Below are 25,018 nucleotides of genomic sequence, written 5' to 3' on the forward strand. Positions count from 1 at the left end.
ATCACAGAACGCAAGCGGAAACATCAAAAAAATTTAGGAACTTTTTCAAATAACCTGAAATTTTTCATCAAAAAATCGCATTTCTAACTAAAAAACGTGTCTAAGCAAAAAGCTCAGACACGTTTTTTTGACTTCTATTTAATCTTGCTCACGTTGTTTTCTCTTGGCTGCTCGTTCTGCGCGGCGGGCAGCCCTTCTTGCTTCCGCTTCCGGATCAACTACGCGTTCTTTTTTCACTCGTGGCTTCTCGTTCTCTGGCGTATTTATTTCTGGTTCACTTTGTTTTTCAAGTTTTGCTCGAATTTTTTCTTCTTGACCAGCTAAACGAGCATAATTATAGAACCGTCTCTTAGCATCGTTAATTGTTTTATTAAATAACAACTCCGCTGTATCTGGTTGACTAGATTCTAAGGACGCAAAGCGAACTTGTTGGCGCATAAACTCTTTCATTAATGAAAAATCTGGTTTTTTGAAATCCAGTGTCATTGGTTCTTTGCCTTTTTCTCGCAATAATGGATTATAGCGATATAAAGACCAGTAACCTGAATAAACTGCGTCTTTCGCTTCTTTCAACGTTTGACTCATCCCACCCGCTAAACCATGTGTAATACATGGCGTATAAGCAATAATAATCGATGGTCCAGGGAACTTTTCTGCTTCTTCAAAAGCTTTAATCGTCTGCATTTGGTTTGCACCTGAGGCAATTTGAGCGACATAGACATTTTCATAAGTCATTGCCATCATCCCTAAATCTTTTTTAGAGGCATACTTCCCACTGGCAGCAAATTTCGCAATCGCTGATGCAGGAGTTGCTTTGGAAGTTTGGCCACCTGTATTGGAATAGACTTCATTATCTAAAACTAACATATTTACATCCGCGCCACTAGCTAACACGTGGTCAATACCGCCGTAGCCAATATCGTAAGCCCAGCCGTCCCCACCAATCATCCACTGACTTGGTTTAACAAAAAGATCTTGATCGTCATAAATTGCTTCCAATAAAGGTTGATTCGTTTTTTCTTCAAGCAAAGCTGCACGTAATTTAGCTGCACGTTGTTGCGTACCTTCACTTTCGGACAGATGTGCTATCCAATCTTCCATCAATAAACGTAAAGAATCACTAGCTACAGAAAAAGCTTTGGTCATTTTACTAGCTAAACGTTCGCGACGCGCTTGCGTTGCTAACAACATGCCATAACCAAACTCGGCATTATCCTCTAAAAGAGAATTTGACCAAGCTGGACCTCGTCCTTGTTCATTAGTAGTGTATGGTGTCACACCCGCTGCAGCACCCCAAATCGATGAGCAACCTGTGGCATTAGCAATCAGCATTCGGTCACCAAACATTTGCGTCAATAATTTAACATAAGGCGTTTCGCCGCAACCAGAACAAGCACCAGAAAACTCTAATAAAGGTTTATTAAATTGCGAACCTAAAACAGTATTCGGTTTTGCTGGGTTTTCCTTTTGACGTAACGTCATAGCAAACGCCCAGTTCATAGCCTGCTCTTTTTCTTCTTCATAAGGTTTCATTACTAAAGCTTTGCCTTTAGCTGGACAGGCTTCAACACAAAGTCCACAGCCAGTACAATCTTTGACTGAGACTTGGATACGATACTTCAAGCCGTCGGCACCACGTAGATCACGCACAATGAATCCTTCTGGAGCTTCAGTCATTTCTTCTTCATCGGCTAAGAATGGTCGTATCGCCGCATGGGGACATACAAAGGCACACTCATTACACATAGTACATCGATCGCTAATCCACTCAGGTACTTCTAATGCAACCCCACGTTTTTCAACTGCCGCAGTTCCCAAAGGCATCCGCCCATCTGTCATCCCATTTTTCGCTAGTGTCGCAACAGATAACGCATTGCCTTCTTGACGATTAATCGGTTCAACAATTTCATGAACAAAATCACTAACATTTTCTGAACGTTTTCGCGGTTGAACTTCAAGCGTTCTCCACTCTGCTGGAACAGGTACCTGATGCAACAATTCAACGGTCTTATCGATTGCTTGAATATTTTTTTCGACAACTTTCATGGACTTATGACCATAACTTTTCAGTGCTTCTTCTTTTAAAATTGGCAACACTTGCTCAAAAGGCATAATTTCCGCTAATTTGAAGAAAGCTGTTTCCATCGCGGTATTAATTCGCCCGCCTAGTCCGACTTCACTAGCTAATTTCACTGCATTGATTGTATAAAACTGAATCTCATTTTCAGCTAGATACCGTTTTAATTGATTTGGTAAAAAACGCGCTAGTTGTTCATCATTCCAAATGGTATTTAAGAGGAAAGTCCCGCCTTTTTTTAACCCTTGTACTAAATCATAGGTATGCAAATAAGCGGCTGTATGACAAGCCACAAAATCAGAATGTTCAATGAGGTACGTTGAACGAATAGGCGTCTCGCCAAAACGTAAATGAGAAACGGTCAACCCGCCTGATTTTTTTGAATCATAATAGAAAAAGCCTTGTGCATACTTGTCTGTATGATCACCGATAATCTTAATTGCTGACTTGTTCGCCCCTACTGTCCCATCAGAACCAAAGCCCCAAAATTTAGCTTGATAGGTTTTCGGATTCGTCAAATCAAGTGGTTTGCCAACTTCTAATGAAGTATAAGTTAAATCATCATCAATCCCAATTGTAAAACGCTTCTTCATGGCAGAACGTTCTTTCATTAATTCATCAAAAACCGCAACAATCTGATTTGGCAGCACATCTTTAGAACCTAAACCATAGCGCCCACCAATAATCGTTGGGCGAATATCCGTTTCATACATCGCACTTTGGATATCCAATAATAACGGTTCACCACCAGCACCGGGCTCTTTCGTCCGATCCAAGACAGCAATTGCTTTAACTGATTGTGGTATTTTTTCGAGAAATGTTTCAACTGGAAATGGTCGATAAAGATGGACATTAAGGAAGCCAACTTTTCTTCCTTGTTGTTGTAAATAATCAACAGTCTGTTCAATTGTTTGTGCAACTGAACCCATTGTGACAATCACTTCTTCTGCATCTTCTGCGCCATAATACGTCACCAAATCATAATTGGTTCCCCGTAACCGGTTAATTTCTGTCATATATTTTTGAACAATACCAGGTAATTTTTCATAATAAGGATTAATTGTTTCTCGTTGTTGAAAGTGAATATCTGGATTTTGGTTCATTCCACTAACGGAAGGGTGATTCGGGTTCATGCTCCGACGACGAAATTCGGCTAATTTCTCTTGGTTTACTAAGGGTGCTAATTCTTCATAGTCAAGAACTGCCACTTTTTGAATTTCATGACTTGTTCTAAAGCCATCAAAAAAGTTCATAAATGGAACACTCGCTTCAATCGAAGCCAAGTGAGCCACTGGTGCCAAATCCATCACTTCTTGCACACTGCTTTCTGACAACATAGCAAAGCCTGTTTGGCGTGCGGCCATTACGTCTCCTTGATCACCAAAAATATTTAAAGCATTCGTGGTTAAAGCTCGGCTCGCCACATGAAAAACAGATGGTAATAGTTCTCCAGCTATTTTGTACATATTAGGAATCATTAAAAGTAACCCTTGTGAAGCCGTATAGGTCGTGGTAAGCGCGCCTGTTTTTAAAGAGCCATGGACCACGCCGGCAGCACCAGCTTCCGATTGCATTTCGACTACTTTCACAGGTTGACCAAAGACATTTTTCTTACCTTCGGCCGACCACTGATCAACAAGCTCAGCCATTGTTGAACTTGGTGTTATTGGATAAATGGCTGCTAATTCTGTAAAGGCGTAGGAAATATAAGCTGCTGCTGCATTCCCATCCATTGTTTTCATTTTCCGCATGTTTTTCTCATCCTTTATATCTAAAAAATAGAATAGTTGCACGCATATTCTTGTTTATTATAGCGGAATTTCACAAATTATGAAAGATTTTGTCAATTTTTTTGCTTAAAAATAAAAGAGAAATTGAGAGAAAAACCACTTTATCCCCTATAAACAAACTATTTCACTGAATTAAAATTACTTTATTTTGTGAAACAGAAATTATCTATTCATTCACAAACTAAAGAACGAAAGAGGAAGATAAGCGTTTCGGCTTATCTTCCTCTTTCTAAACATTAAGATTATTAAAAGTAACGACTTTTAGTACAACTCCAAATATTGTTCTCTTTCCCATTCAGAAACGGTTTGACGGAAGGCTGCCCATTCCATTCGTTTTGCTTCTACAAAATTGGCAAAAATGTGACGACCTAATGCATCAATCATTACTTGATCTTTACGTAATTCTTTGATGGCATTGTGTAAGGTTGATGGCAAATCTTCAATTTGTGCATGTTGACGTTCTTCCTCATTCATCACATAAATGTTACGATCAACTGCTGGCGGTGGCGTAAGTTCATTACGAATACCATCCAAACCTGCTTGTAATAAGACTGCCATTGTTAAATACGGATTCGCTGAAGGATCGACAGAACGTAACTCTAAACGAGTCGATAAACCACGAGATTCAGGAACTCGAATGAGTGGTGAACGATTTCTGCCGCTCCAAGCTACATAAACAGGTGCTTCATAACCTGGTACCAAGCGTTTATAAGAGTTCACTGTTGGGTTACATACCGCAGTATAGGCACGGGCATGTTTTAATAAACCACCTAAGAAATGATACGCAGTTTGACTTAAGCCCATCTCTCCTGACTCGTCATAAAAAACATTACCTTCTTCATTAAATAATGACATATTGCAGTGCATGCCAGAACCATTAATTCCAAACAAAGGTTTTGGCATAAATGTTGCATGCAAGCCATGTTTGCGCGCAATAGTTTTCACAACTAATTTGAATGTTTGAATATTGTCACAAGCATCAACTACATCAGCATATTTAAAGTCAATTTCATGTTGACCAGGTGCTACTTCATGATGCGAAGCTTCCACTTCAAAGCCTAAACTTTCTAACTCTAAAACAATATCACGGCGACAATTTTCACCTAAATCGGTTGGCGCAAAATCAAAATAGCCACCTTTATCATTCAAGTCAGTGGTAATTTCACCATTCTCATCTAATTTAAATAGGAAAAATTCTGGTTCTGGTCCTAAGTTAAAAGAAGTAAAGCCTAATTCTTTCATATCTGCTAAGGCGCGTTTTAAATTACCGCGGGGATCTCCGGCAAAAGGGGTACCATCAGGATTGTAAATATCACAAATTAAGCGCGCAACTTTTCCATGGTCGCTTTCCCACGGAAAAATCATCCATGTAGATAGATCAGGGTATAAATACATGTCACTTTCTTCGATACGAACGAATCCTTCGATGGATGACCCATCAAACATCATTTTATTATCTAATACTTTATCTAGCTGACTCACAGGAACTTCAACATTTTTAATTGTTCCCATAATGTCGGTAAACATTAGTCGTAAAAAACGTACGTTTTCTTCTTCTGCAATATGTTTAATCTCTTCTGCCGTTTTGGCTTTTCTTGTCATCGGTCTGATCCCCATCCTTCATTTTTATTGGCTGCTGAAACGTTAAAGCCTTGGTACATTCGATTGGAACGGATTTTGCTGAGTAAGTCCTCCTTGCGAAAGGATTTCGTCGTATAAAATCTGACGAACATCTGCATCGGTTAACGGACGAGTTGCCTCGGCGGTGTTTTTTTGTTCCTCTAATTTCATTTCATACACACGCTTAATCCCTGCCATGTTCAATCCATCAGATAAATAATCTTTAATTTCTAACAAAACATCAATATCATTTAAAGAATACATGCGTCGGTTGCCCTCACTACGTTCTGGATGAATCAATCCCTGTTCTTCATAGTAGCGAATTTGTCGAGCGGTCAAATCCGTTAGTTTCATAACTGTACCAATTGGAAAAACTGACATGGAACGGCGTAACTCTTTTTCTCTCATCTCCATCCTCCTCTCTTAGTTATTTCTTAGAATAACAATAGAATGACAAATTGTCAAGAACTTATGTTAGATTTTCTAACATAAAACAAAAAACCTGATAAATATGGACTTTTCCATCTTTTCATGGCTGATTTTCTCCTGCTAACCAAAAAAATAGAAATGATTTGTTTTTACAAATCATTTCTAATCAACTTACCATTTTTTATTCTTTTTCGGATTCAGCCAACCATTTAGACTCTTTTTTCGCAAAGCCTTTCACGATATACCGATTTTCATTTTCAGCATATTCTTCTGAAATCATTAGTGTCATCCGGCGAAGTTCACTTAATATTTGTCCGTCAGTTGGGCTAATTTCTAATTGATAAGGCTCGAGTAATTCCATCATTTGGGCACGGATAGCTTGAACCAGTCGTTCTTTATCTTCAGAAATTTTAGTTGAGATCAATACATTGGGAAATAAGGTTGGGACAAATTCTTTGCTGTCCACTTGATCTCTTTTATTATAAACCGTCAAGCATGGAATATTTTCCAATGCTAATTCTTTAATCAATGTTTGAACTGTGCGTTCATGTTGTAAACGATCTGGCGCACTTGCATCCACCACATGGAGCAGTAAATCCATCGTCCGACTTTCTTCCAATGTCGACTGAAAGGCTTCAATCAGTTGTGTTGGTAAATCTTGAATGAAGCCGACCGTATCGGTCAGCGTAACTTCCATGCCTTGAGGCAATTGCCATTTTTTAGTTAAAGGATCTAACGTTGCAAACAATTGATCCTCTGAATAAGTTCCTGCTGTTGTCAACATGTTGAGAATAGTTGATTTGCCAGCATTGGTATAACCAATCAAGCCAATTTGAAATAGTTCTGAATTTTGTCTTTTCTGGCGGCTTCGTTCACGATGAGCAGTGACTTCTTTTAACTCACGACGGATGCCTAAGATTTTATTCCGAATGTGGCGGCGGTCCGACTCTAATTTCGTTTCACCAGGCCCGCGTGTCCCAATACCTCCTCCAAGTCGTGACAACTGTTTTCCTTGCCCAGCCAAGCGAGGCAATAAATAATCCAATTGTGCTAATTCAACTTGTAACTTTCCTTCTTTGGAGCGCGCACGCAAAGCAAAGATATCCAAAATTAATTGTACACGATCAATTACTCGCACAGCTAACGCTTCAGATAACAGTTGATTTTGGCGCGGTGTGAGCTCATGATTAAAAATCACAAGATCCGCTTCATAGGCATCTATTAATTGAATTAATTCTTCCAATTTCCCCTTACCGATTACGGTTTGTCGATCGACTTGTGGTCGTTTTTGCGTTAAAACAAACACCACTTCTCCATTAGCGGTTTCCGTTAAATTCGCCAGTTCTTCCATTGATGCAGAAAATGTCTGATAATTTTTTTCCGTCTCAACTCCTACTAGAATCACTTTTTCATGAGTGGTCATCGCCTACTCACTCTCCTTCTGTTGTAGCCATTCCGCTACTTCATTTTCCAACTTGGGCAAATCTGTTGGCTGCTGAACCAAATCCCACCAATGCGCAGCCATTCGATTTCTAAACCAAGTCAATTGACGTTTGGCATATCGCCGCGATTGCTGTTTGACTGTTTCAACCGCCATCTCTAATGATTGTTCACCGGAAAAATACGGGAAAAATTCTTTATAGCCAATACCTTGAGCTGCTTGTGCATGTGGTTGCTGAAACATCTGTTTTGCTTCTTCCAACAGCCCTTCTGTCATCATTTGATCCACCCGCTGATTAATACGTTCATATAATAAAGCGCGATCTGTTTCCAAACCTAACAAATAATAATCATAGAGACGAGCTGGTTTTTCCTTTGGGGTCAAAATACTATAACCGGTTTTGTCAAAGACCTCTAACGCACGAATCACTTTTTTGCGATTATTAAAATGAATGCTGTTAGCCGCTAGAGGATCTTTTTGTTGTAATAACTGCCATAAGGCTTGATTCCCTTTTTCTTCCGCAAATAAATTGTACGTTTCTCTAATTTCAGGCGAGTCATCTATCTCACGACTTCCTAGTTGAAAATCATAAAGGAGTGATTGAATATACAAACCTGTTCCTCCAACGATAATTGGTAGTTTCCCTTTTTCAGTAATTTCTTTGATTTTTTGACGACCCTCTTTCTGAAAATCAGCGGCAGAATATGTTTCGCTGACTTCACGGCAATCAATTAAATAGTGAGGAATTCCTTCTTTTTCTGTTTCTGTGACTTTAGCGGTGCCAATGTCTAACGAGCGATAAACTTGCATGGAGTCACCGCTAATAATTTCACCATTAAATTTTTTTGCTAAAGCAATACTTAATGCTGTTTTCCCCACCGCGGTGGGTCCTACAATAACTAATACTTTCTCCAATTATGTTTCTCCTTCTTCTTGCCAATTTTGACGAGCAAATTTTGCTTCCTCAGGAAAATCTGTATGAACACCCGCCAATTTTAGCTGAAAACAATTTTCCATTTCTTCCATCCGATTAACAGTCCACGGCCGCAGCGGTTTGCCAATTGCGATAAGTTCTTTTTCATGAGCCAACACCCAAGACATTTTTGGATGTAAACTATCGACAAGCGCGAATGCCGGTCCCGCTTGACTTAAATCCTCTGCAGATTCATAAATAAAGGCAATTTCTGTCTTAGGGTCAGCTTTTTTTAATTTAACTAAACTCGGAAAATAAAAACTAGAATATAAATAACGAAACGGCCAGTTTTTTTGCTTCATTTGTTGGACGACTTTTTTCTCAATTCCTTCATAATGGATAATGTCCGTTTTAAGTTCAATATTCAAAAAACCATTGAATTGTTCTTCTACAAGACAATTTAAAACATCTTCCAATGTTGGAACACATTGAACAGAAGGATTTTTCTGAAACCAGCTTCCAGCATCTAGTTGTTTTAATTCGTTTAATGTTAACTGTTGGATTTCACCATGACCATCTGTCGTACGATCAACCGTTTCATCGTGCATAACGATTAAATAACCATCTTTAGATAGGTGAACGTCTAATTCAATTCCTTCAGCACCAACACGAACAGCCTCTCTGAAAGCAATACACGTATTTTCAGGATGGGTGCCTTTACTTCCTCGATGTGCAATAATATCTGTCATGCTCTCACTCCAATCTTGTTTATTGTACCATTGGAGTGAGGTGGGTTCAAATATGGGAAAAAGAAAAGAAAGAGCAAGACATCAATCAAAGCGACTGATGATGTCCCACTCTCTAAGTCTTATAAACAATTTAGTCTCAAATCCGTCTTTTTATTCTCTTAATCTTTTAGTTCATACTTAACATATTTATCCAAACCGGATTGAATACTATATTTCGGTTCATAACCAATGGCACGTAATTTAGATATATCCGCTAAGGAATCTTTGATGTCCCCAGCTCGCGCTTCTTTGTATTCAACTGGTAAAGTGACTTTCATAATATCATTTAAAGAAGAAATTAACTCATTTAAATCGGTTGCTTTCCCAGTCCCGACATTATACACTTCCCCAAGTGATTGGTCAGAATGAGCGACAAGATTCAACGCTTGAACCACGTCCTCAACAAAGACAAAATCACGGGATTGTTTTCCATCGCCAAAGATATTGAATGTCACTTCTTGATTGGCTAATAAGCGTTTGTAAGAGTCCATCACAATCGAAATAACGCCAGAATAAGGCGAATTAGGATTTTGGTTTGGCCCATAAACGTTAAAGAAGCGAACAGCGCTTGTTGGAACATCATATAAATGACAATAGTTTAACACATATTTTTCAGAAGCAAATTTATCCACTGCATAAGGCGTTAATGGACGAATTACTGATTCTTCCTGTTTTGGTAAAGTTGGCTCATCACCATAAACCGCTGCAGAAGAAGCAAACACCAAACGTTTTAAATCTTTCTGGTATTTCCGAATTAATTCCAGTAATTGTAACACACTCTCAAAATTCACTTGGTGTGTTTCCACTGGACGTGCTACTGAATCTGCTACACTAGCAATCGCGGCTAAGTGAAAAATGTAATCGAACTGATACTCTTGCAGTACTTTTTCCATTAATTGTTGATCAATCACGCTACCTTCAATGAACGTGATATTTTCAGATGTGTTTAAATTTTCAGTTTGGCCCATTGATAAATCATCAATGACCACAACTTGATTGTCTTTACTATAATAATTTGCTAAGGTTGAGCCGATAAAGCCGGCGCCGCCTGTGATTAAAAAGTTACTCAAGTTTCCCACTCCAATTAAAATAATACATTAATTTTACCATTTTTAGATGTCAAAGACTACAGTTTGTTTTTCAATAAAAAAGGAGAGAAAATAACTTTCTCAACCTTTTACTAAATATTTTAAATTCTTTGCGTTATTCACAAAACTCTTATGAATGAATAAGAAATAGATAATATACACAATTCCATAAGAAATGAAACTATAAATACTACCGCCAAACCAAAGATTACTAAAGATAAACAATAATGTAACCAACGTTTCCAATACAGTGCTATTACCTATTTTAACGTTCATATCTTTGCATAGAAAAATTTCCGCTAAATTACAACGAAATGCTAAACTTACTAATATCAACCCAACAGTTAAATTCAAGTTCCCAACAACGAAAATCACAAACAGCGATAGGATTAACGACAAGGCAAGTGTCAATACGTTAACAAATAAAATTGTTTTTTCTTTTCTCAACGTTTTTAAATACGTATTAATTAGTAAAGACATCCGACCTTCATAAATAACTATAGGAAATAGAATTCCCATAAATTTCAAACTCTCGCTATATTCGGGTAACCACATACCTAAAACAAATTTGACGGGTACATATAACAGCAGAATTGCATACGTCAACGGAACAAAAACACCTCTTAATGTGACAAATAAAGACGGCAATCGCTCTTTATTTGTCCGTCTTAACAACGGAAACATTACAATTCCAACAGCATTAATAAAAGTTAAAAACATATTTGATAAACTTAAAGTAAAGGACAATTTACCAAAGGTTTCGATAGTCCAACGCTGTTGAACAAAAAAGCGAATGGTTCCCATTATTAGCATACTTGCTATACTACTGAGCATTAGTTTACTACCTATGTTAATATTATCAACTATTTCAGGAGTAACTTCCTTCAAACTCATCATGTTCACACGCAACATGTCTTTAACTCTAAACATTCCCCAAACCGTAATAATCAGTTTAGAAAGTATATCCATAATGATTAGCCAATAAAAATCTCGTCCTCCTAATGCAAAGTAAATTGCAATGAACAGGACATATAAATAGCGATCATTTCTGGATAATTGAGCATATTCCTTAATACGATTTGTTGACTGAAAAACATACAGAATAAACGTTTTTGCAATTGTAATTACTGAAACAATGGCCGTCAATATCAAAATAATCCCTTGATATTCTTTCGGCATGAAAAAGTAAGCCCAAAGAATGACAAAAGCAGAAATACAACATTCAAAAATCGCTAAATACCAGAATTGAGAACCGAGATTTCTTTTATCTAAATTTTCGTATTCTTCTCCACCAATTTTTAAATAGATACCATCAATCCAGCCTAAGTGGAGAAATCCAACATATGAAGAATAAAAAACATAAAGTTGCCAATAACTGTATTCTGTAACGCCTAACAACTTAGGGACAAATAAATTTAAGAGAACCGAAATACCCAACGTTGCAAAATTTGCAGCCACAGTATAATAAAGGTTTTTAGCCACCATTTTTGCTTTTGAATTCATAGCATTATGCTCACTTTCTAATTTTATATTTCATGATATGGTAGATATCTGTGCTAAAATAAAACTTGTGATGATACTTAAAAAAGGCACATAGAATCGGGATTATTTTTTTTCTTTCTAATAAAGAAACTCGCATATTCAACTCTTTAATCAAATTTGAAAGAACTTTGTCTTTATATTCAAATTCTTCAACATGTGGTTGATTATTTAAATAATTCTTTGCAGCCTCTGTACGCTGTAATCTACGACGTAAAGTATTCAATCTTTCCTCAAAGTGATTTTGTCTCTTAGCTAAATCAATTTCTTTTTTAAAGGAACTTTGTCCATGTTTACGCCATCTAATTAATTCTTCCCTAACAATATAGAGCCCATCACTTAATAAAGAACTTCCCCACATCGCCATATCATGTACAGGATTTTCCATTTCAGATGCGTATAGATTAACATTGGCAATGAAGCTCTTTCTAATTGCATATACACATCCCGGGCGACGTAAAAATAAATTGTTCTCATTAAATATAATCTGTTCTGCTTTTTGATTAGGCAATTTAACTGAATCAATTTTTTTTAATTCCTCTGCTAATCCCCCAGGTTCTACTAATTCAGTATAATCACTTACTAAAACTTTAACATCAGTGTTTGCAAAAGCTTCACACATCACTTCAATTTTAGATGCATCCCAAATATCGTCTTGATCACACGTAAAAACAATTTCTTTAGTAGCAGCATTCAATAGATTAAAGAAATTTTTGCGCCAACCTAAATTTTCCGTGTTGATTTTCAAATGCCACGTTTCACCTAATTTATTTTCAGAAATAAAGTTCTCAATTATTTTAACTGTAGAATCTGTAGAGCAGTCATCCCAAATTAATACTTCATCAATTTTTTTCGACTGATTTTTTAAGGAATCCAACTGTTCTAAGATATTTTTTTCTCCATTATAGGTAGCCATAACAACAGTTGCTGTATATTGCTGCTTCATTTAAGTACGCCTTCTTTCTAAAAAACCTATAAATAATCTTTATTTTTGGTAAAAATCATAGGGATGATGAGTGATTCTTTCTTCTACTGGAGGCATTTCCATATAATCTCCATAACGTAAAGTTAAAAATTGTTTTCGGTTTTTAATGGCCATAAATTTATGTCCTTCAAACTCTACATCCTCATATTCCAAAAACCATTCATTAGGAAATACACCCCAATCTATATGAATCCATTCTAGATAACCACAATGTTTTGTTGCTCCAAATGGGGTTTTTTTTGCCTCTGTTTGATATAAATCACGCCAATATTGATTGTTTCCTACTTTTTTCACTTTAAAATGATTAGGATAACGAGTTATTAATTTTATTAATGCCTTACTAAGATGAAAACTTCGTGCATAGCTTAAACCTAAAGTATCCATTAAGTTTAACCGATACTGTTCCGTTATCTTTCTTAGTTCATTTCTCTCCTTTTGAGTATCAGGGATACCATCAATTGGAAAAATATCTACAAAAACTCCTAAGTCCTTATCTTCTCCACCAAAATATTGTTTGGAATGAGCTACAGTATTAGGATCAACTAACTTTGCAAAAGGATAACGAAAATGTTTCCGTGTTTCAAAAGAAAGTAATTGATAGTTAGAATCGTTTTTAAGGATTTTAATTAACAATTCATAATCTGGCCTTGGCATAACTATATCAATATCATCATCCCAAGGAATAAAACCTTTATGACGTTCTACACCAATCAATGTTCCATAAAACAATGTATAATGCAAGTTGTTAGATCGACAAATATTATCGATATACACTAATATTTCAACAGCCTTCGCCTGAACCTCTTTTAACGTAAGTTTTTGCATGATATTACTCTCCTACTTATATAATAATCAATTGTATAGTAGAAAAAATGAGCATTATTGCTCATTTCCTCTAATCAAATCATTTTCCATGTCAGTGCGATACTGAATTTTACCTAAGTATAACCAAAAGATAACTGTTGCAAAACGTCTTGTTAAAATGACTTCAGTTATCAGTAATCCAGAAATTAAAATGACTAACACAATTTGGTTATCTAACACAAAATCCATATAATTTTTAATTCGAACGCTAAACAGCAATTTAGCAGAGTTAAACATTTTAGATAGCAAGAAAATTAGAAATACAATTGTACCTGAAATCCCTGTAGCTGCTAATAAATAGAAGAAAAAACTATGCGGTGTTTGAGCTGTCTTAGCAATATGAGATTGAGGCAATTTATCTTTAGCTATATCTGCAAAACCTTTTGGAGAAGTGCCAAATATAGGATTTAATTTCATTAAATCTATCGCACTTTGCCAAAGAGCAAATCGACTATTTGAAATATCGTCTTTCCCCTCAACATCTGGTCTCTTAGTAGTAATTTTCTTATTTCCTAGAATTTCATTTTCTTTATTATCTAAAACTTTTGGTACTTCAATATTCACTGAATTTGCAGTAGCAATATACCCTTTTTCTATTAACTGTAAACCCCCGAAAACAATAGCACCACAGAAAAAAGAAACTAATACTGCTTGCACAACTTTTTTTATAACTGCTTTGGATGTATTTTTTTGAAAGAACCAAATTGTAAAGAACATCCCGAAAATTACCATTGAAATCAACTGAATAACTCCTGATCTTGATCCAGACAATGCTACATAACTAAATTGTAGAAAAATCACCATTGCACAAACCACTTTTAACCATTTGCTATTGGTATTAATAAAATTCCGCACGCCAACCAAAATACAAACTAATGAGATGGTACATGCATAGTTAGGCTCCACAAAAACACCATATAATCGATTTTCAAAAAAACCGATTCTCATTCCGTAATACAAAGACTCTACTGGTTTTGAAAAGCTGATTCGCGCAAAAAATAAGTATAACCCAACGATGACTAATGCGGTCCAAACAATTAAAAGTACATACTCAAAAGCTTTAAAAACAGATTTATCATTCGAACGCCCTACTTCGTAAACGGAAAAGAAAAAGATACATTGCCAAATGATCAACTTAATATTCTCTGAAAAAGCATACGTATGATTAATAAATGTTGTTAAAAATAAAATTCCTATAAAAGCAATTAGCCAATATTCTATTCTTCTTTGTTTTTTTTCTATAAAAATTGGCAAGAAGTGACATATGAAGTAAACACCTGACAATAGCATAATTATCAAGGTAAATAATGAATCTATTTTTGTAGGTAAAGTCGAATAAATGCTAACCATTCGACAAATTAGAACTAACTCAAAAAAAACAATATATGGTATAGCTATCCTTTTTTCTATTTTTTGCATCTGCTGTGATAAATTAATAATCATCATATCCTCCAATTATTTAAAACAACTTTTAGATTACAACTTGTTAATCTATTGTTTTTTCTATATATTTTCTTTTCAATTTAATTGGTATTTTATAAAAAGGAAGACCAAACATAAGTAAAATCATTGATAGTTTACGACTTTTTGTAAAAACTTTATTTTTCATAATAAAAATAAAGTTTTTCCGAAGATAGCGAACAATTTGTTTCGTTTCTTTTTCCTTCGAAGCATTACTAATCAAAATTTTATCTAATACTAAAAAATTCGCAAAACAAACTCTTTGATGGGCAGCTTCTTCTATAACTGCTCCCTTACCTTTCAATTTAAGTTCATTCTTCTCCCAAGCTTCTATAAACTCAAATTGTTTATCTGAAAATGTTTCTGTATTAATGCTGCCCATTCGATGATAATAGTAATATTTTTGTGTTGAATCAATAGAAACTTTCTGACATTCAGACAACAAATCTACTATAATAAATGAATCTTCATGATACTTTCCTTTAGGATATCTTAGATCCGCAAAGAGTTTTCGTTTATATAACTTATTTACAGCATGTACGGAGATAATATTTCCTTGTAAAATTAACAATAATGCTTCTTCTCTGGAAAAAGTTCCCTGTATTAAACTTTTTACAATTGGCTCTTTCCCCTCATAGACATCATAAATACCACAGATTGATAAATCGGCATCTTCTTTTACGATATTTGTATATAATAGTTCATACATATCATCTGCAATGTAATCATCACTATCTACGAAACCTAAATACTCACCTGTTGCTATTTCAATTCCAGCATTACGAGCATCGCTTAGCCCACCATTTTCTTTATGGATAACTTTTACCCGTTGATCTTGTTCAGCAAACTGATCACACATTGCTCCAGAACTGTCTGGAGAGCCATCGTCCACCAGAATTAATTCAAAGTCAGTAAACGTTTGAGCTAAAATAGAGCGTACACATTTTTCTAAATATTTTTCTACATTGTATACAGGAACAATAATACTAATTTTGGGCATATCAATTTCCGCTACCTTCTAAAATTTTAATTGTATGTTTTAATGGTTCTTCCATACTGTCGTACAGTGGCCGCCAACCTAATGCGTAGATTTTTTGATTGTCTAGTAGTGCTTTTGTTGCTTTAGAAAACCCTTGTTTTTCTTGGGCGGTGGCTTCACCATGAATCACTTTTGTTCCAGCCACATTGGCTAATGTTTCCGCAAAAGTACGTAACGTAATATCGCAATGTTCGTTTGAAACATTGTAAGCTTCCCCTTTTTGCCCTTTAACTAATAAAAACAGAAGAGCAGATACAATGTCTGCAACATATGCATAAGAATATAGTTGGGTCCCTGCACTTTTTAACACAATGTTTTCTTTATGGACTGCATTCAGAATAAATTGAGAAGAAGCTTTACTATCCGAAAGTAACATCGTAGGCCCGAAAGTACGACTAATTCTTGGAATAACAACATCAATACCATATTTCTGAATATAGGCTTGACATAATGATTCACTTGCTCGTTTCCCTTCTGGATAACCAGCCCGTAGCGTGTTACAGTCAATATAGCCGCAATAGTCTTCCGTAAATTTATCAAGATCTCCACGATTTTCTCCATAGATTTCAACAGTTGATAAAAATAACACTTTTTCACTATTCGCTTTGACCGCATAATCTAAAATATGCTGCGTACCAGCAATATTGGTCATAATCGTTCCAATTGGATCACTGGCATATGATTTAGGATGTGTATTACTAGCACAATGCAACACATAGTCACAAGCTTCTGCTACCTGAATTTCTTCTATGACATCTCCGATAACTATATGGAATAACGGATCTTCTAGATAACTAGTAAATCGCTCTTCTAAACGCGACAATGTTCGTCCCATCGCCCAGATCGAAATATTCGCATTTCTCGTTTTATTTTGGTACATAAGCACATCAATTAAAAAGGTCCCAATCATGCCTGAAGCACCAGTTATAAAAACAGATTTATTAGTTACTTTCGTCCAATCTGGTGTCTTCTCTAAAACTCGTTCAACGTCTGATAAATAATTATCGTCTGTAAATAACATGGTATCCCTCCACTACTCTTCTTTCATTTTCAAGAAGCCTTTAAATAACTGTAAGTCATCTTGTGTAGTTAACTTAATGTTTTTATCTGAGCCTAAAGCAAAATACAATGTTTCGCCTAAATCCACCATCATAGTATTCGTGTATGACGATTCAGAAATACCAATATTCTCACGGAATGCTTTTTCGTAAGCCCAAGTTAATTTTTCAAATTTATAGGCTTGTGGTGTTGACACGCGACGTAATGTTTCACGATTAATATATTGTCGAGTTGTTTCCTCAGTTTCTTTTACAAAAATTTGTTCATTATATGGCAACGAAGTCACTGCATTGCCGTATTCTTGACACTTAACAATTACATCAGATAAAACTAATTCATCAACTAATGGACGAATTCCGTCATGGATAACAATAGTATCTTCTGGGTTTGAATGTTCTTTTAAGAAATTAACCCCATTATTAATTGATTCTTGACCAGAATTTCCTCCTGGAATAATCCATTGTAATTTGTCAATATGGTACTCTTTTGCATAGGCATCTAGTGTTTGTTCCCAACCTTTTTTACACACAACTAAGATTCGATCAATGAGTGGATGCTTTTGAAAAGATTCCAATGTGTAGATAATTATCGGTTTTTCCTCTACCATAATAAATTGTTTAGGAATCTCCTGCCCCATTCGTTTACCGACCCCACCGGCAATAATTAAAGCTGTAATCATTTGATACAAAATCCTTTCTCTAACTAGTCAACCACTAGTTTTATTTCAATTTTGTTTAACTTATATATTCATCAACACAGCCAAAACTGCATTCAATCTTTTACATTTTCTCATAACTATCAGTAAGTTTCAATAATTTATCGTAGACCTTAATCGAACTGTAAATATTTTTGTTCGTTATTTTAATAAAAAAATTACGGACAAACGATAAAAACTCTATACTTTTTGATTCACAAAAAACATCTCAAAATTCTGTAGAATTCAAATAGTAGAACTCAAGCCGTATTTAGAAGTGAGTAAAAATCGATTTAAATATCATGCATGTCAATGCCATTTATCGCGGATACAAGTATTTCAGAAAATACTATTTATTATTTAAATACGTTAAATAGACCGTGACCATATGTTTGAGAAAAAATAATTTCATAATAAGAAGCACTTAATAAAAAATAAAGAAGCCAGAGGATTGTCTCCTCTGACTTTCACGATGTTCACTATTTTTATTTAGCAATACTATTTGACAAAGAACCTCGATAGATTGTTTGGTCGTTACCTTTATAAACTTATTCTACATTTTAAAGGCGCGGCTATCCAACCAACCAATTGTTCGACCATTTATTTGAAATTGATAAGCCGTAACACCTGTTGATAGTTTAGCGGATTGAATAATCTGCACGTTTTGATTCGCATATAGAGAGCCTAAACCTATTTTTTCTCCATCTTCTGCTGTATTATTTGGTTTTGTATATAATCCATGCTTCGATGAAACTGCTACATCGCCTATTTTGGCTCCTCGACTCATTTTACTATACGTGGCTTTATCTAGTGTAGCTGTGAATGCTCGTTTGTCCATCCAGCCTGCATCTTTTCCACCTACTGTAAAATGGAGTAACTCTGTCCGGCTTGTTTTGGCATACCCTATGATATGAACGCTTTGGTTCGCATATTTATCTCCCATACCGATATTAACGATTCCAGGAGCTGTATTCATAATCCCATTAAACACGCCGTGTTTTCCTGATTCAGCTGCTGGTTTTACTTTTGCCATGTAATCATAGCGTTTTTCATCTAGCAGCTCATCATACACATTGCTGAAGGCACGGCTGTCCAACCAGCCGATTGTTTGTCCATTTATTTGAAATTGATAAACCGTAACACCTGTTGATAGTTTAGCGGATTGAATAATCTGCACGTTTTGATTCGCATATAGAGAGCCTAAACCTATTTTTTCTCCATCTTCTGCTGTATTATTTGGTTTTGTATATAATCCATGCTTCGATGAAACTGCTACATCGCCTATTTTGGCTCCTCGACTCATTTTACTATACGTGGCTTTATCTAGTGTAGCTGTGAATGCTCGTTTGTCCATCCAGCCTGCATCTTTTCCACCTACTGTAAAATGGAGTAACTCTGTCCGGCTTGTTTTGGCATACCCTATGATATGAACGCTTTGGTTCGCATATTTATCTCCCATACCGATATTAACGATTCCAGGAGCTGTATTCATAATCCCATTAAACACGCCGTGTTTTCCTGATTCAGCTGCTGGTTTTACTTTTGCCATGTAATCATAGCGTTTTTCATCTAGCAGCTCATCATACACATTGCTGAAGGCACGGCTGTCCAACCAGCCGATTGTTTGTCCATTTATTTGAAATTGATAAACCGTAACACCTGTTGATAGTTTAGCAGATTGAATGATCTGCACGTTTTGATTCGCATATAGAGAGCCTAAACCTATTTTTTCTCCATCTTCTGCTGTATTATTTGGTTTTGTATATAATCCATGCTTCGATGAAACTGCTGCATCGCCTATTTTGGCTCCTCGACTCATTTTACTATACGTGGCTTTATCTAGTGTAGCTGTGAATGCTCGTTTGTCCATCCAGCCTGCATCTTTTCCACCTACTGTAAAATGGAGTAACTCTGTCCGGCTTGTTTTGGCATACCCTATGATATGAACGCTTTGGTTCGCATATTTATCTCCCATACCGATATTAACGATTCCAGGAGCTGTATTCATAATCCCATTAAACACGCCGTGTTTTCCTGATTCAGCTGCTGGTTTTACTTTTGCCATGTAATCATAGCGTTTTTCATCTAGCAGCTCATCATACACATTGCTGAAGGCACGGCTGTCCAACCAGCCGATTGTTTGTCCATTTATTTGAAATTGATAAACCGTAACACCTGTTGATAGTTTAGCGGATTGAATAATCTGCACGTTTTGATTCGCATATAGAGAGCCTAAACCTATTTTTTCTCCATCTTCTGCTGTATTATTTGGTTTTGTATATAATCCATGCTTCGATGAAACTGCTACATCGCCTATTTTGGCTCCTCGACTCATTTTACTATACGTGGCTTTATCTAGTGTAGCTGTGAATGCTCGTTTGTCCATCCAGCCTGCATCTTTTCCACCTACTGTAAAATGGAGTAACTCTGTCCGGCTTGTTTTGGCATACCCTATGATATGAACGCTTTGGTTCGCATATTTATCTCCCATACCGATATTAACGATTCCAGGAGCTGTATTCATAATCCCATTAAACACGCCATGTTTTCCTGATTCAGCTGCTGGTTTTACCCTTGCCGTGTAATCATATTGTTTTTCATCTAAAATTACATCATACTGTTTTCCACCACTAGATGTAAATCGTCCAGTGTAATCAGCATTAATATCAAACACACCTACTCCGATATCAACACCTGGAATCGTTAATAAAGAAGACCATTGCCATGCCGCATAACCTTCATTTTTGTGCCATAACTGATCTGCAGTCGGTTCAAAAGGATACTGAGCAATCCAAATATTTTCAGTCCCTAGTTGTGTAGGCGATAAAACTCCTTCTGTAAACCAGGCTGCCATTGAATAATGTAATACATTCGTAAAGCCTCTTGCTTTTAATTGATTAGCAAAAGCAATTGAATTAGCTGTCAATTGTCCATTATTCATGCTACCTTCTTCTGCATCATTAATCATTAAAGTATCTTTTGGTAATCCAGTATTAATTGCTGTATCGGCAAAGTAGTTTGCTTCTTTTATTGCCTGATCTTTTGTTGTAAAGTGACTATAGTGATAGGCGGATACTTTTATTCCCACTGCATTTGCATTTTGAACTTGTGCAAATCTTTCTGGATTTTGATAAGTTGTCGCTTCGGTCATTTTAACGACCACTCCGCCTATCCCATAACTTTTCATAGTTTGATAATTTGCTACACTTAAACTACCATTCCAAGAAGATACATCGATAAAGTTTTTAGGCGGACGATTTGCCTCTGTTATGCTAATAGGATCACCGTAGGCATATGCGGCTCTTTTTCTTCTCGTTCCTTTCATTCCTGATCCCATAGGTTTGTTCATATCCTCTGTTATTACGATTTCGTCTTCATCTTTCTTATTAGCTTCTGAAGAACTAGTCGTTTCCGAAGTTTCTTCAGTATCTGTTGATTGCCTAGTGTCTGTAGCACCTCTCGTGTCCAAACTATTTTTTGTTTCCGAAGGAACTGATGATAAGGTGCTAGAAGAACTTTCTGTCGAAGTTTCCTCACTAGATGACGTAGAGTTTAGTGTTTCTGCTGTATCCGCAGAAATTACTTCTTCTGCACTTTCACTACTTGATGCATCGATTGCATACACTATTGATGAACTAGGAACCAATGTTGTCAGCATTAGCATTGTAATAACAGATATTTTATTTATTCTCTTCATTATTTATTTAACCCTTCTTTTTACGTATTCTTTACAATTAATCCTCATTTAATTATAGTATGTAAATTTTACTTGAAACCAACAATTTTTTACTTTTCAAATTGAAATTTCTCAAAACTGATTAGAATGAGCACTAGTTTCAAATAATTTTCTAATAAATTTTAGCTTACGTCAAGAAAATCTTGCTAACTTTTTTTTACTATTTTGTTTCTAAACTTTATCTTTTTATTACATTGATTGTGTTATTTATTTTTTTACAACAAAATGCTGAACGCTATTTATAGATAACGTTCAGCATTAGTATAAATAATTGAATTTTTTAAAGATATTCTATATACGATTTTTTAGTATCAACAATTAGCGCTTCATGATGAGGTTGACGATCTTCCTCCGGTGGCAATTGCATATAATCCCCAAAAACCTCTGTTAAGTAGCGCTTGTAGCCCACTGGTATTGGCATTTTTGTATCTTCAAATGGAACAAAAATAGCAGATTTAAAATCTTCTAAATGATAAATATTGCCCATGTAGCGTGGTCCGACACACAATTCAGTGACATAAGGAGTTGAACCAAAGGAATACTTGGTCATTCTTTTTTCAGCGAAGCGCCAAATATGATAGCGAATTTTGCTTGAAGAAAAAATCCCTAATAAAACCTTGCTTCCTGTAGCCATCAGACCACCATGTTTTTCTGGAACAACTTGCGAACAAAATAACGCATAAATCAGTGCCCAAAACTTTTGGATTTTTCTTCGCAATTTCCCTTCTGGCGCACCATCTAACGGAAAAATATCAATTGGTAAACCATGAGGGATATCTAAATCCTCTTGATAGGGTTTAATAAAAGTAGTGGCAGTATCCCTAATAGTTATAAATGAATTATGATCATTATATGTTTTAGAAGCAACTAATAATGGATATCTATTTATGTCTGCTTTCTGTGGCCATAGCTTTTTTAATTTTTCATAGTCTGGTCGTGGCATAAAAAAGTCCAAATCATCATCCCACGGAATAAATCCTTGACTGCGTACAGCACCAATACAACCACCGCCACAGAAATAACATAATAAATTATTTTCTTGACAAAATTGCACAAAATATTTGGACATAGTTAATGTTACAGCCTGTATTTCTTTTAAATCTGTCTGAGACATCTCTTGCATAATTTTACCTCAATCTTAATCATTTTCTTTCCTTAAAAACTTCTCATAAAATTTACCTCGTAAAGTATTCGGCATCAAACTTACGACAACATGTGCACTGGAACTCACAAAAAAATCTTTAAAACTACCAAGTCCTGCTTGATAGATTGCTTTGCGTCCTTTTAGTCCTGACTTAAAATACTGCCAACCACCACGCCGTGCGTACATATCACTGCCTGTTCGAGCATAGACTAAATGTTCAGAAAGGTTCTGCGCTTCCTTTCCTTTTTTCAATAATCGTACCCATAAATAATAATCTTCAAATCCTGACATTGGCAGATAGTTACCGACCTCTAAAATGTCTGACTTCTTATACATGACAGTCATATGATTAAACGGGTTTCTTCTTTTGGAAAATTCACGAATAGCCTCATTAGAACTTGGAAGGTTACGATACCCCAAAATATTTTCTATGTTCCCTTCAAATTCGATAATGTTAGAACCGGTAATGACCAAGTTAGGATTTTTTTGAAATAATTGCCACTGCTTTTCAATCCGATCCGTCTTCATAATATCATCTGCATCCATTCGTGCAATCAGTTCATTACGACAAGCTTTAACCCCTTCTGCCAACGCTTTACCTAAACCAACATTTTTTTCTAGAGGTAAAACATGAAGCACTTCTGGATACGTTTCTTTATATTTATCTACAATGACTGTCATTTCTTCAGTTACAGGACCATCTTCTACTAATACTATTTCATCGACTTTTACAGTTTGATTAAAAATACTGTCTAAACATGCAATAACATATTCAGGACGCTCTTTTATATAAATGGAAAGTAAGACACTTACTGGTACCTTTTCCATTTCTTCACCCCTATTTCTTTTTTCATCCACGCTTGTATATTTTTACATAGAATATCTGATTTTTCAACCTTTGTTAGAAGTCTCTCTTTTTTTCAAAAAAAGAGGAGCCACTGCTCCTCTTAACGGTAAATTCTAATAGCATTCTCTTTACAATAATCCATCGTCAATTCTTCACGTTCTTCAGACTCATCCAATCCTCTTGATGATACTTTATCAAAGAGAATTTTGATGGTTTGAAGCAGAATTTTCATATCCAACAGTAATGAATAATTCTTGATGTACAGTAAATCAAAGTTCAATTTACTATTGTAGTCAGAAGCATACTTCCCATAAACTTGGGCATAGCCAGTAATCCCCGCACGTACATTGTGACGTAAATAGTAATTCGGGTTTTCCTGATTAAATTGATCAACAAAGAATGGTCGTTCAGGACGTGGTCCGACAATGGACATATCCCCGCGAATAACATTGATTAGTTGTGGCAACTCATCAATACGTAAAGCGCGCAAGTATTTACCAACTGTAGTGACGCGACTGTCGTTACTTGTAGATAAGACTGGACCTGATTTTGCTTCCGCTGTTGCCGACATCGTTCTAAATTTTAAAATCGAGAACTCACGTTGATCTAATGTAATCCGAGTTTGTTTGTAAATCACTGGTCCCGGTGAGGTTGCTTTGACTAAAATCGCTGCAATAAGCATTAAGGGTGAGGTAATCACAAATAGGCAAACAGAGACTAAAATATCGAATAAACGTTTAATAAAATTCTCTTCTGGTTGAATTTCAAAATTTGAGACTTCGATAATACTTTCATCTTCAAAGTTCATCATGTTTGGTTTTAACATAATTAGATTTTCAAAACTTGTATCTAAAAAGATTTTTTTCTTATGTTTGACAATTAATTGATACAATTTTACTTTTTCGTTCTCATCAACATTACTTGAAATATAAACAATATCGATTTCATCGATAATTTTTTTTAAGTTTTCATAGTAATTGCTGACAACAACGCTCGTTACTTTATGCTTGTTATTTTTATCAGACATAAAGTTTTGAATTGACCGCATAACTTGATTTTCTTTACCTAGTAAAACAACTTTTCGCTCATTGCTGACCTTTAAGTAAAGATAATAAACAAGAATTCGCCAAAGACTTAGAACAATAATTCCGATTATAAAGGAATATCCTAAAACAGAACGCGGGAACGTAAACCAACGTCCGGCAAATGTCACAATCATAATCGTTAAAGTCATTAAAATTTGACCAATCACCGTGACAAAAATGATGTCACTAATTTTGCGATTATAAAAAATATACGCACCTAACAACAAATTCAAAAAGATAAAAAAGATTGAAATGTAAATTGCAGATTTTTCATAAGCCACAAAGTTAAATGAAGGAATTTCTCGGCCAAATTTCACCATAAACCCTAAGATGATTGATAAATTATAGAGCAAAACGTCTGCTAAAATAATTACAATTCGTCTTGCATTACTCCATTCACTTTTTGATGTCATTAAAAA

18 protein-coding genes are annotated in these 25,018 nt (G+C 35.6%); all 18 read right to left on the reverse strand.

The window, feature by feature from the left end; genetic code table 11:
• Positions 1-138 precede the first annotated feature (138 nt).
• Positions 139-3,870 carry a pyruvate:ferredoxin (flavodoxin) oxidoreductase gene (nifJ, locus tag IGL23_RS08590; protein WP_033594285.1) on the reverse strand — a complete coding sequence of 1,244 codons (3,732 nt, stop codon included), beginning with the start codon at positions 3,868-3,870 and terminating at the stop codon, positions 139-141.
• A gap of 258 nt (positions 3,871-4,128) precedes the next feature.
• Positions 4,129-5,469 carry a type I glutamate--ammonia ligase gene (gene glnA / locus IGL23_RS08595; protein ID WP_002356929.1) on the reverse strand — a complete coding sequence of 447 codons (1,341 nt, stop codon included), beginning with the start codon at positions 5,467-5,469 and terminating at the stop codon, positions 4,129-4,131.
• A 42-nt stretch (positions 5,470-5,511) separates the two neighbouring features.
• The gene (locus IGL23_RS08600; RefSeq protein ID WP_002388239.1) at positions 5,512-5,895 is read right to left on the reverse strand and encodes a MerR family transcriptional regulator; all 384 of its coding nucleotides are present in this window, start codon (positions 5,893-5,895) and stop codon (positions 5,512-5,514) included.
• A 202-nt stretch (positions 5,896-6,097) separates the two neighbouring features.
• Complete coding sequence (hflX, locus tag IGL23_RS08605; RefSeq protein ID WP_002384319.1) at positions 6,098-7,339, reverse strand: GTPase HflX; 1,242 nt, start codon at positions 7,337-7,339, stop codon at positions 6,098-6,100.
• Positions 7,340-7,342: 3 nt separating this feature from the next.
• Positions 7,343-8,272 carry a tRNA (adenosine(37)-N6)-dimethylallyltransferase MiaA gene (miaA, locus tag IGL23_RS08610; RefSeq protein WP_002384318.1) on the reverse strand — a complete coding sequence of 310 codons (930 nt, stop codon included), beginning with the start codon at positions 8,270-8,272 and terminating at the stop codon, positions 7,343-7,345.
• Positions 8,273-9,019 carry a glycerophosphodiester phosphodiesterase gene (locus IGL23_RS08615; RefSeq protein WP_002362094.1) on the reverse strand — a complete coding sequence of 249 codons (747 nt, stop codon included), beginning with the start codon at positions 9,017-9,019 and terminating at the stop codon, positions 8,273-8,275.
• Positions 9,020-9,177: 158 nt separating this feature from the next.
• Positions 9,178-10,137 carry a GDP-mannose 4,6-dehydratase gene (locus tag IGL23_RS08620; protein ID WP_033594284.1) on the reverse strand — a complete coding sequence of 320 codons (960 nt, stop codon included), beginning with the start codon at positions 10,135-10,137 and terminating at the stop codon, positions 9,178-9,180.
• Between the two features lie 90 nt (positions 10,138-10,227).
• Entirely contained in the window at positions 10,228-11,649 is a 1,422-nt protein-coding gene (locus IGL23_RS08625) for a lipopolysaccharide biosynthesis protein (RefSeq protein WP_002366935.1), read from the reverse strand.
• A gap of 10 nt (positions 11,650-11,659) precedes the next feature.
• Positions 11,660-12,631: a glycosyltransferase family 2 protein gene (locus IGL23_RS08630; RefSeq protein ID WP_002380515.1), complete on the reverse strand. Its 972-nt coding sequence runs from the start codon at positions 12,629-12,631 to the stop codon at positions 11,660-11,662.
• A gap of 39 nt (positions 12,632-12,670) precedes the next feature.
• Positions 12,671-13,495, reverse strand: coding sequence for a LicD family protein (locus IGL23_RS08635; RefSeq protein WP_002379605.1), 825 nt, complete (start codon positions 13,493-13,495; stop codon positions 12,671-12,673).
• 54 nt (positions 13,496-13,549) lie between these two features.
• Positions 13,550-14,980, reverse strand: a complete 1,431-nt coding sequence (locus IGL23_RS08640) for an O-antigen ligase family protein (RefSeq protein ID WP_002379606.1) — start codon at positions 14,978-14,980, stop codon at positions 13,550-13,552.
• A gap of 40 nt (positions 14,981-15,020) precedes the next feature.
• Complete coding sequence (locus IGL23_RS08645) at positions 15,021-15,995, reverse strand: glycosyltransferase family 2 protein (RefSeq protein WP_002369106.1); 975 nt, start codon at positions 15,993-15,995, stop codon at positions 15,021-15,023.
• 1 nt (position 15,996) lies between these two features.
• The gene (locus IGL23_RS08650) at positions 15,997-17,055 is read right to left on the reverse strand and encodes an NAD-dependent epimerase/dehydratase family protein (protein ID WP_033594283.1); all 1,059 of its coding nucleotides are present in this window, start codon (positions 17,053-17,055) and stop codon (positions 15,997-15,999) included.
• Between the two features lie 12 nt (positions 17,056-17,067).
• Positions 17,068-17,772, reverse strand: a complete 705-nt coding sequence (locus IGL23_RS08655; protein WP_002378508.1) for an IspD/TarI family cytidylyltransferase — start codon at positions 17,770-17,772, stop codon at positions 17,068-17,070.
• A gap of 568 nt (positions 17,773-18,340) precedes the next feature.
• Positions 18,341-21,484, reverse strand: a complete 3,144-nt coding sequence (locus tag IGL23_RS08660; RefSeq protein WP_430598557.1) for a GW domain-containing glycosaminoglycan-binding protein — start codon at positions 21,482-21,484, stop codon at positions 18,341-18,343.
• 319 nt (positions 21,485-21,803) lie between these two features.
• Positions 21,804-22,646: a LicD family protein gene (locus IGL23_RS08665; protein WP_033594934.1), complete on the reverse strand. Its 843-nt coding sequence runs from the start codon at positions 22,644-22,646 to the stop codon at positions 21,804-21,806.
• A gap of 15 nt (positions 22,647-22,661) precedes the next feature.
• Positions 22,662-23,495 carry a glycosyltransferase gene (locus IGL23_RS08670; protein ID WP_010707337.1) on the reverse strand — a complete coding sequence of 278 codons (834 nt, stop codon included), beginning with the start codon at positions 23,493-23,495 and terminating at the stop codon, positions 22,662-22,664.
• Positions 23,496-23,614: 119 nt separating this feature from the next.
• The gene (locus IGL23_RS08675) at positions 23,615-25,012 is read right to left on the reverse strand and encodes a sugar transferase (RefSeq protein ID WP_002356909.1); all 1,398 of its coding nucleotides are present in this window, start codon (positions 25,010-25,012) and stop codon (positions 23,615-23,617) included.
• Positions 25,013-25,018 lie beyond the last annotated feature (6 nt).

The organism is Enterococcus sp. MSG3299, from assembly GCF_050555765.1.
GTDB lineage: Bacteria > Bacillota > Bacilli > Lactobacillales > Enterococcaceae > Enterococcus > Enterococcus faecalis.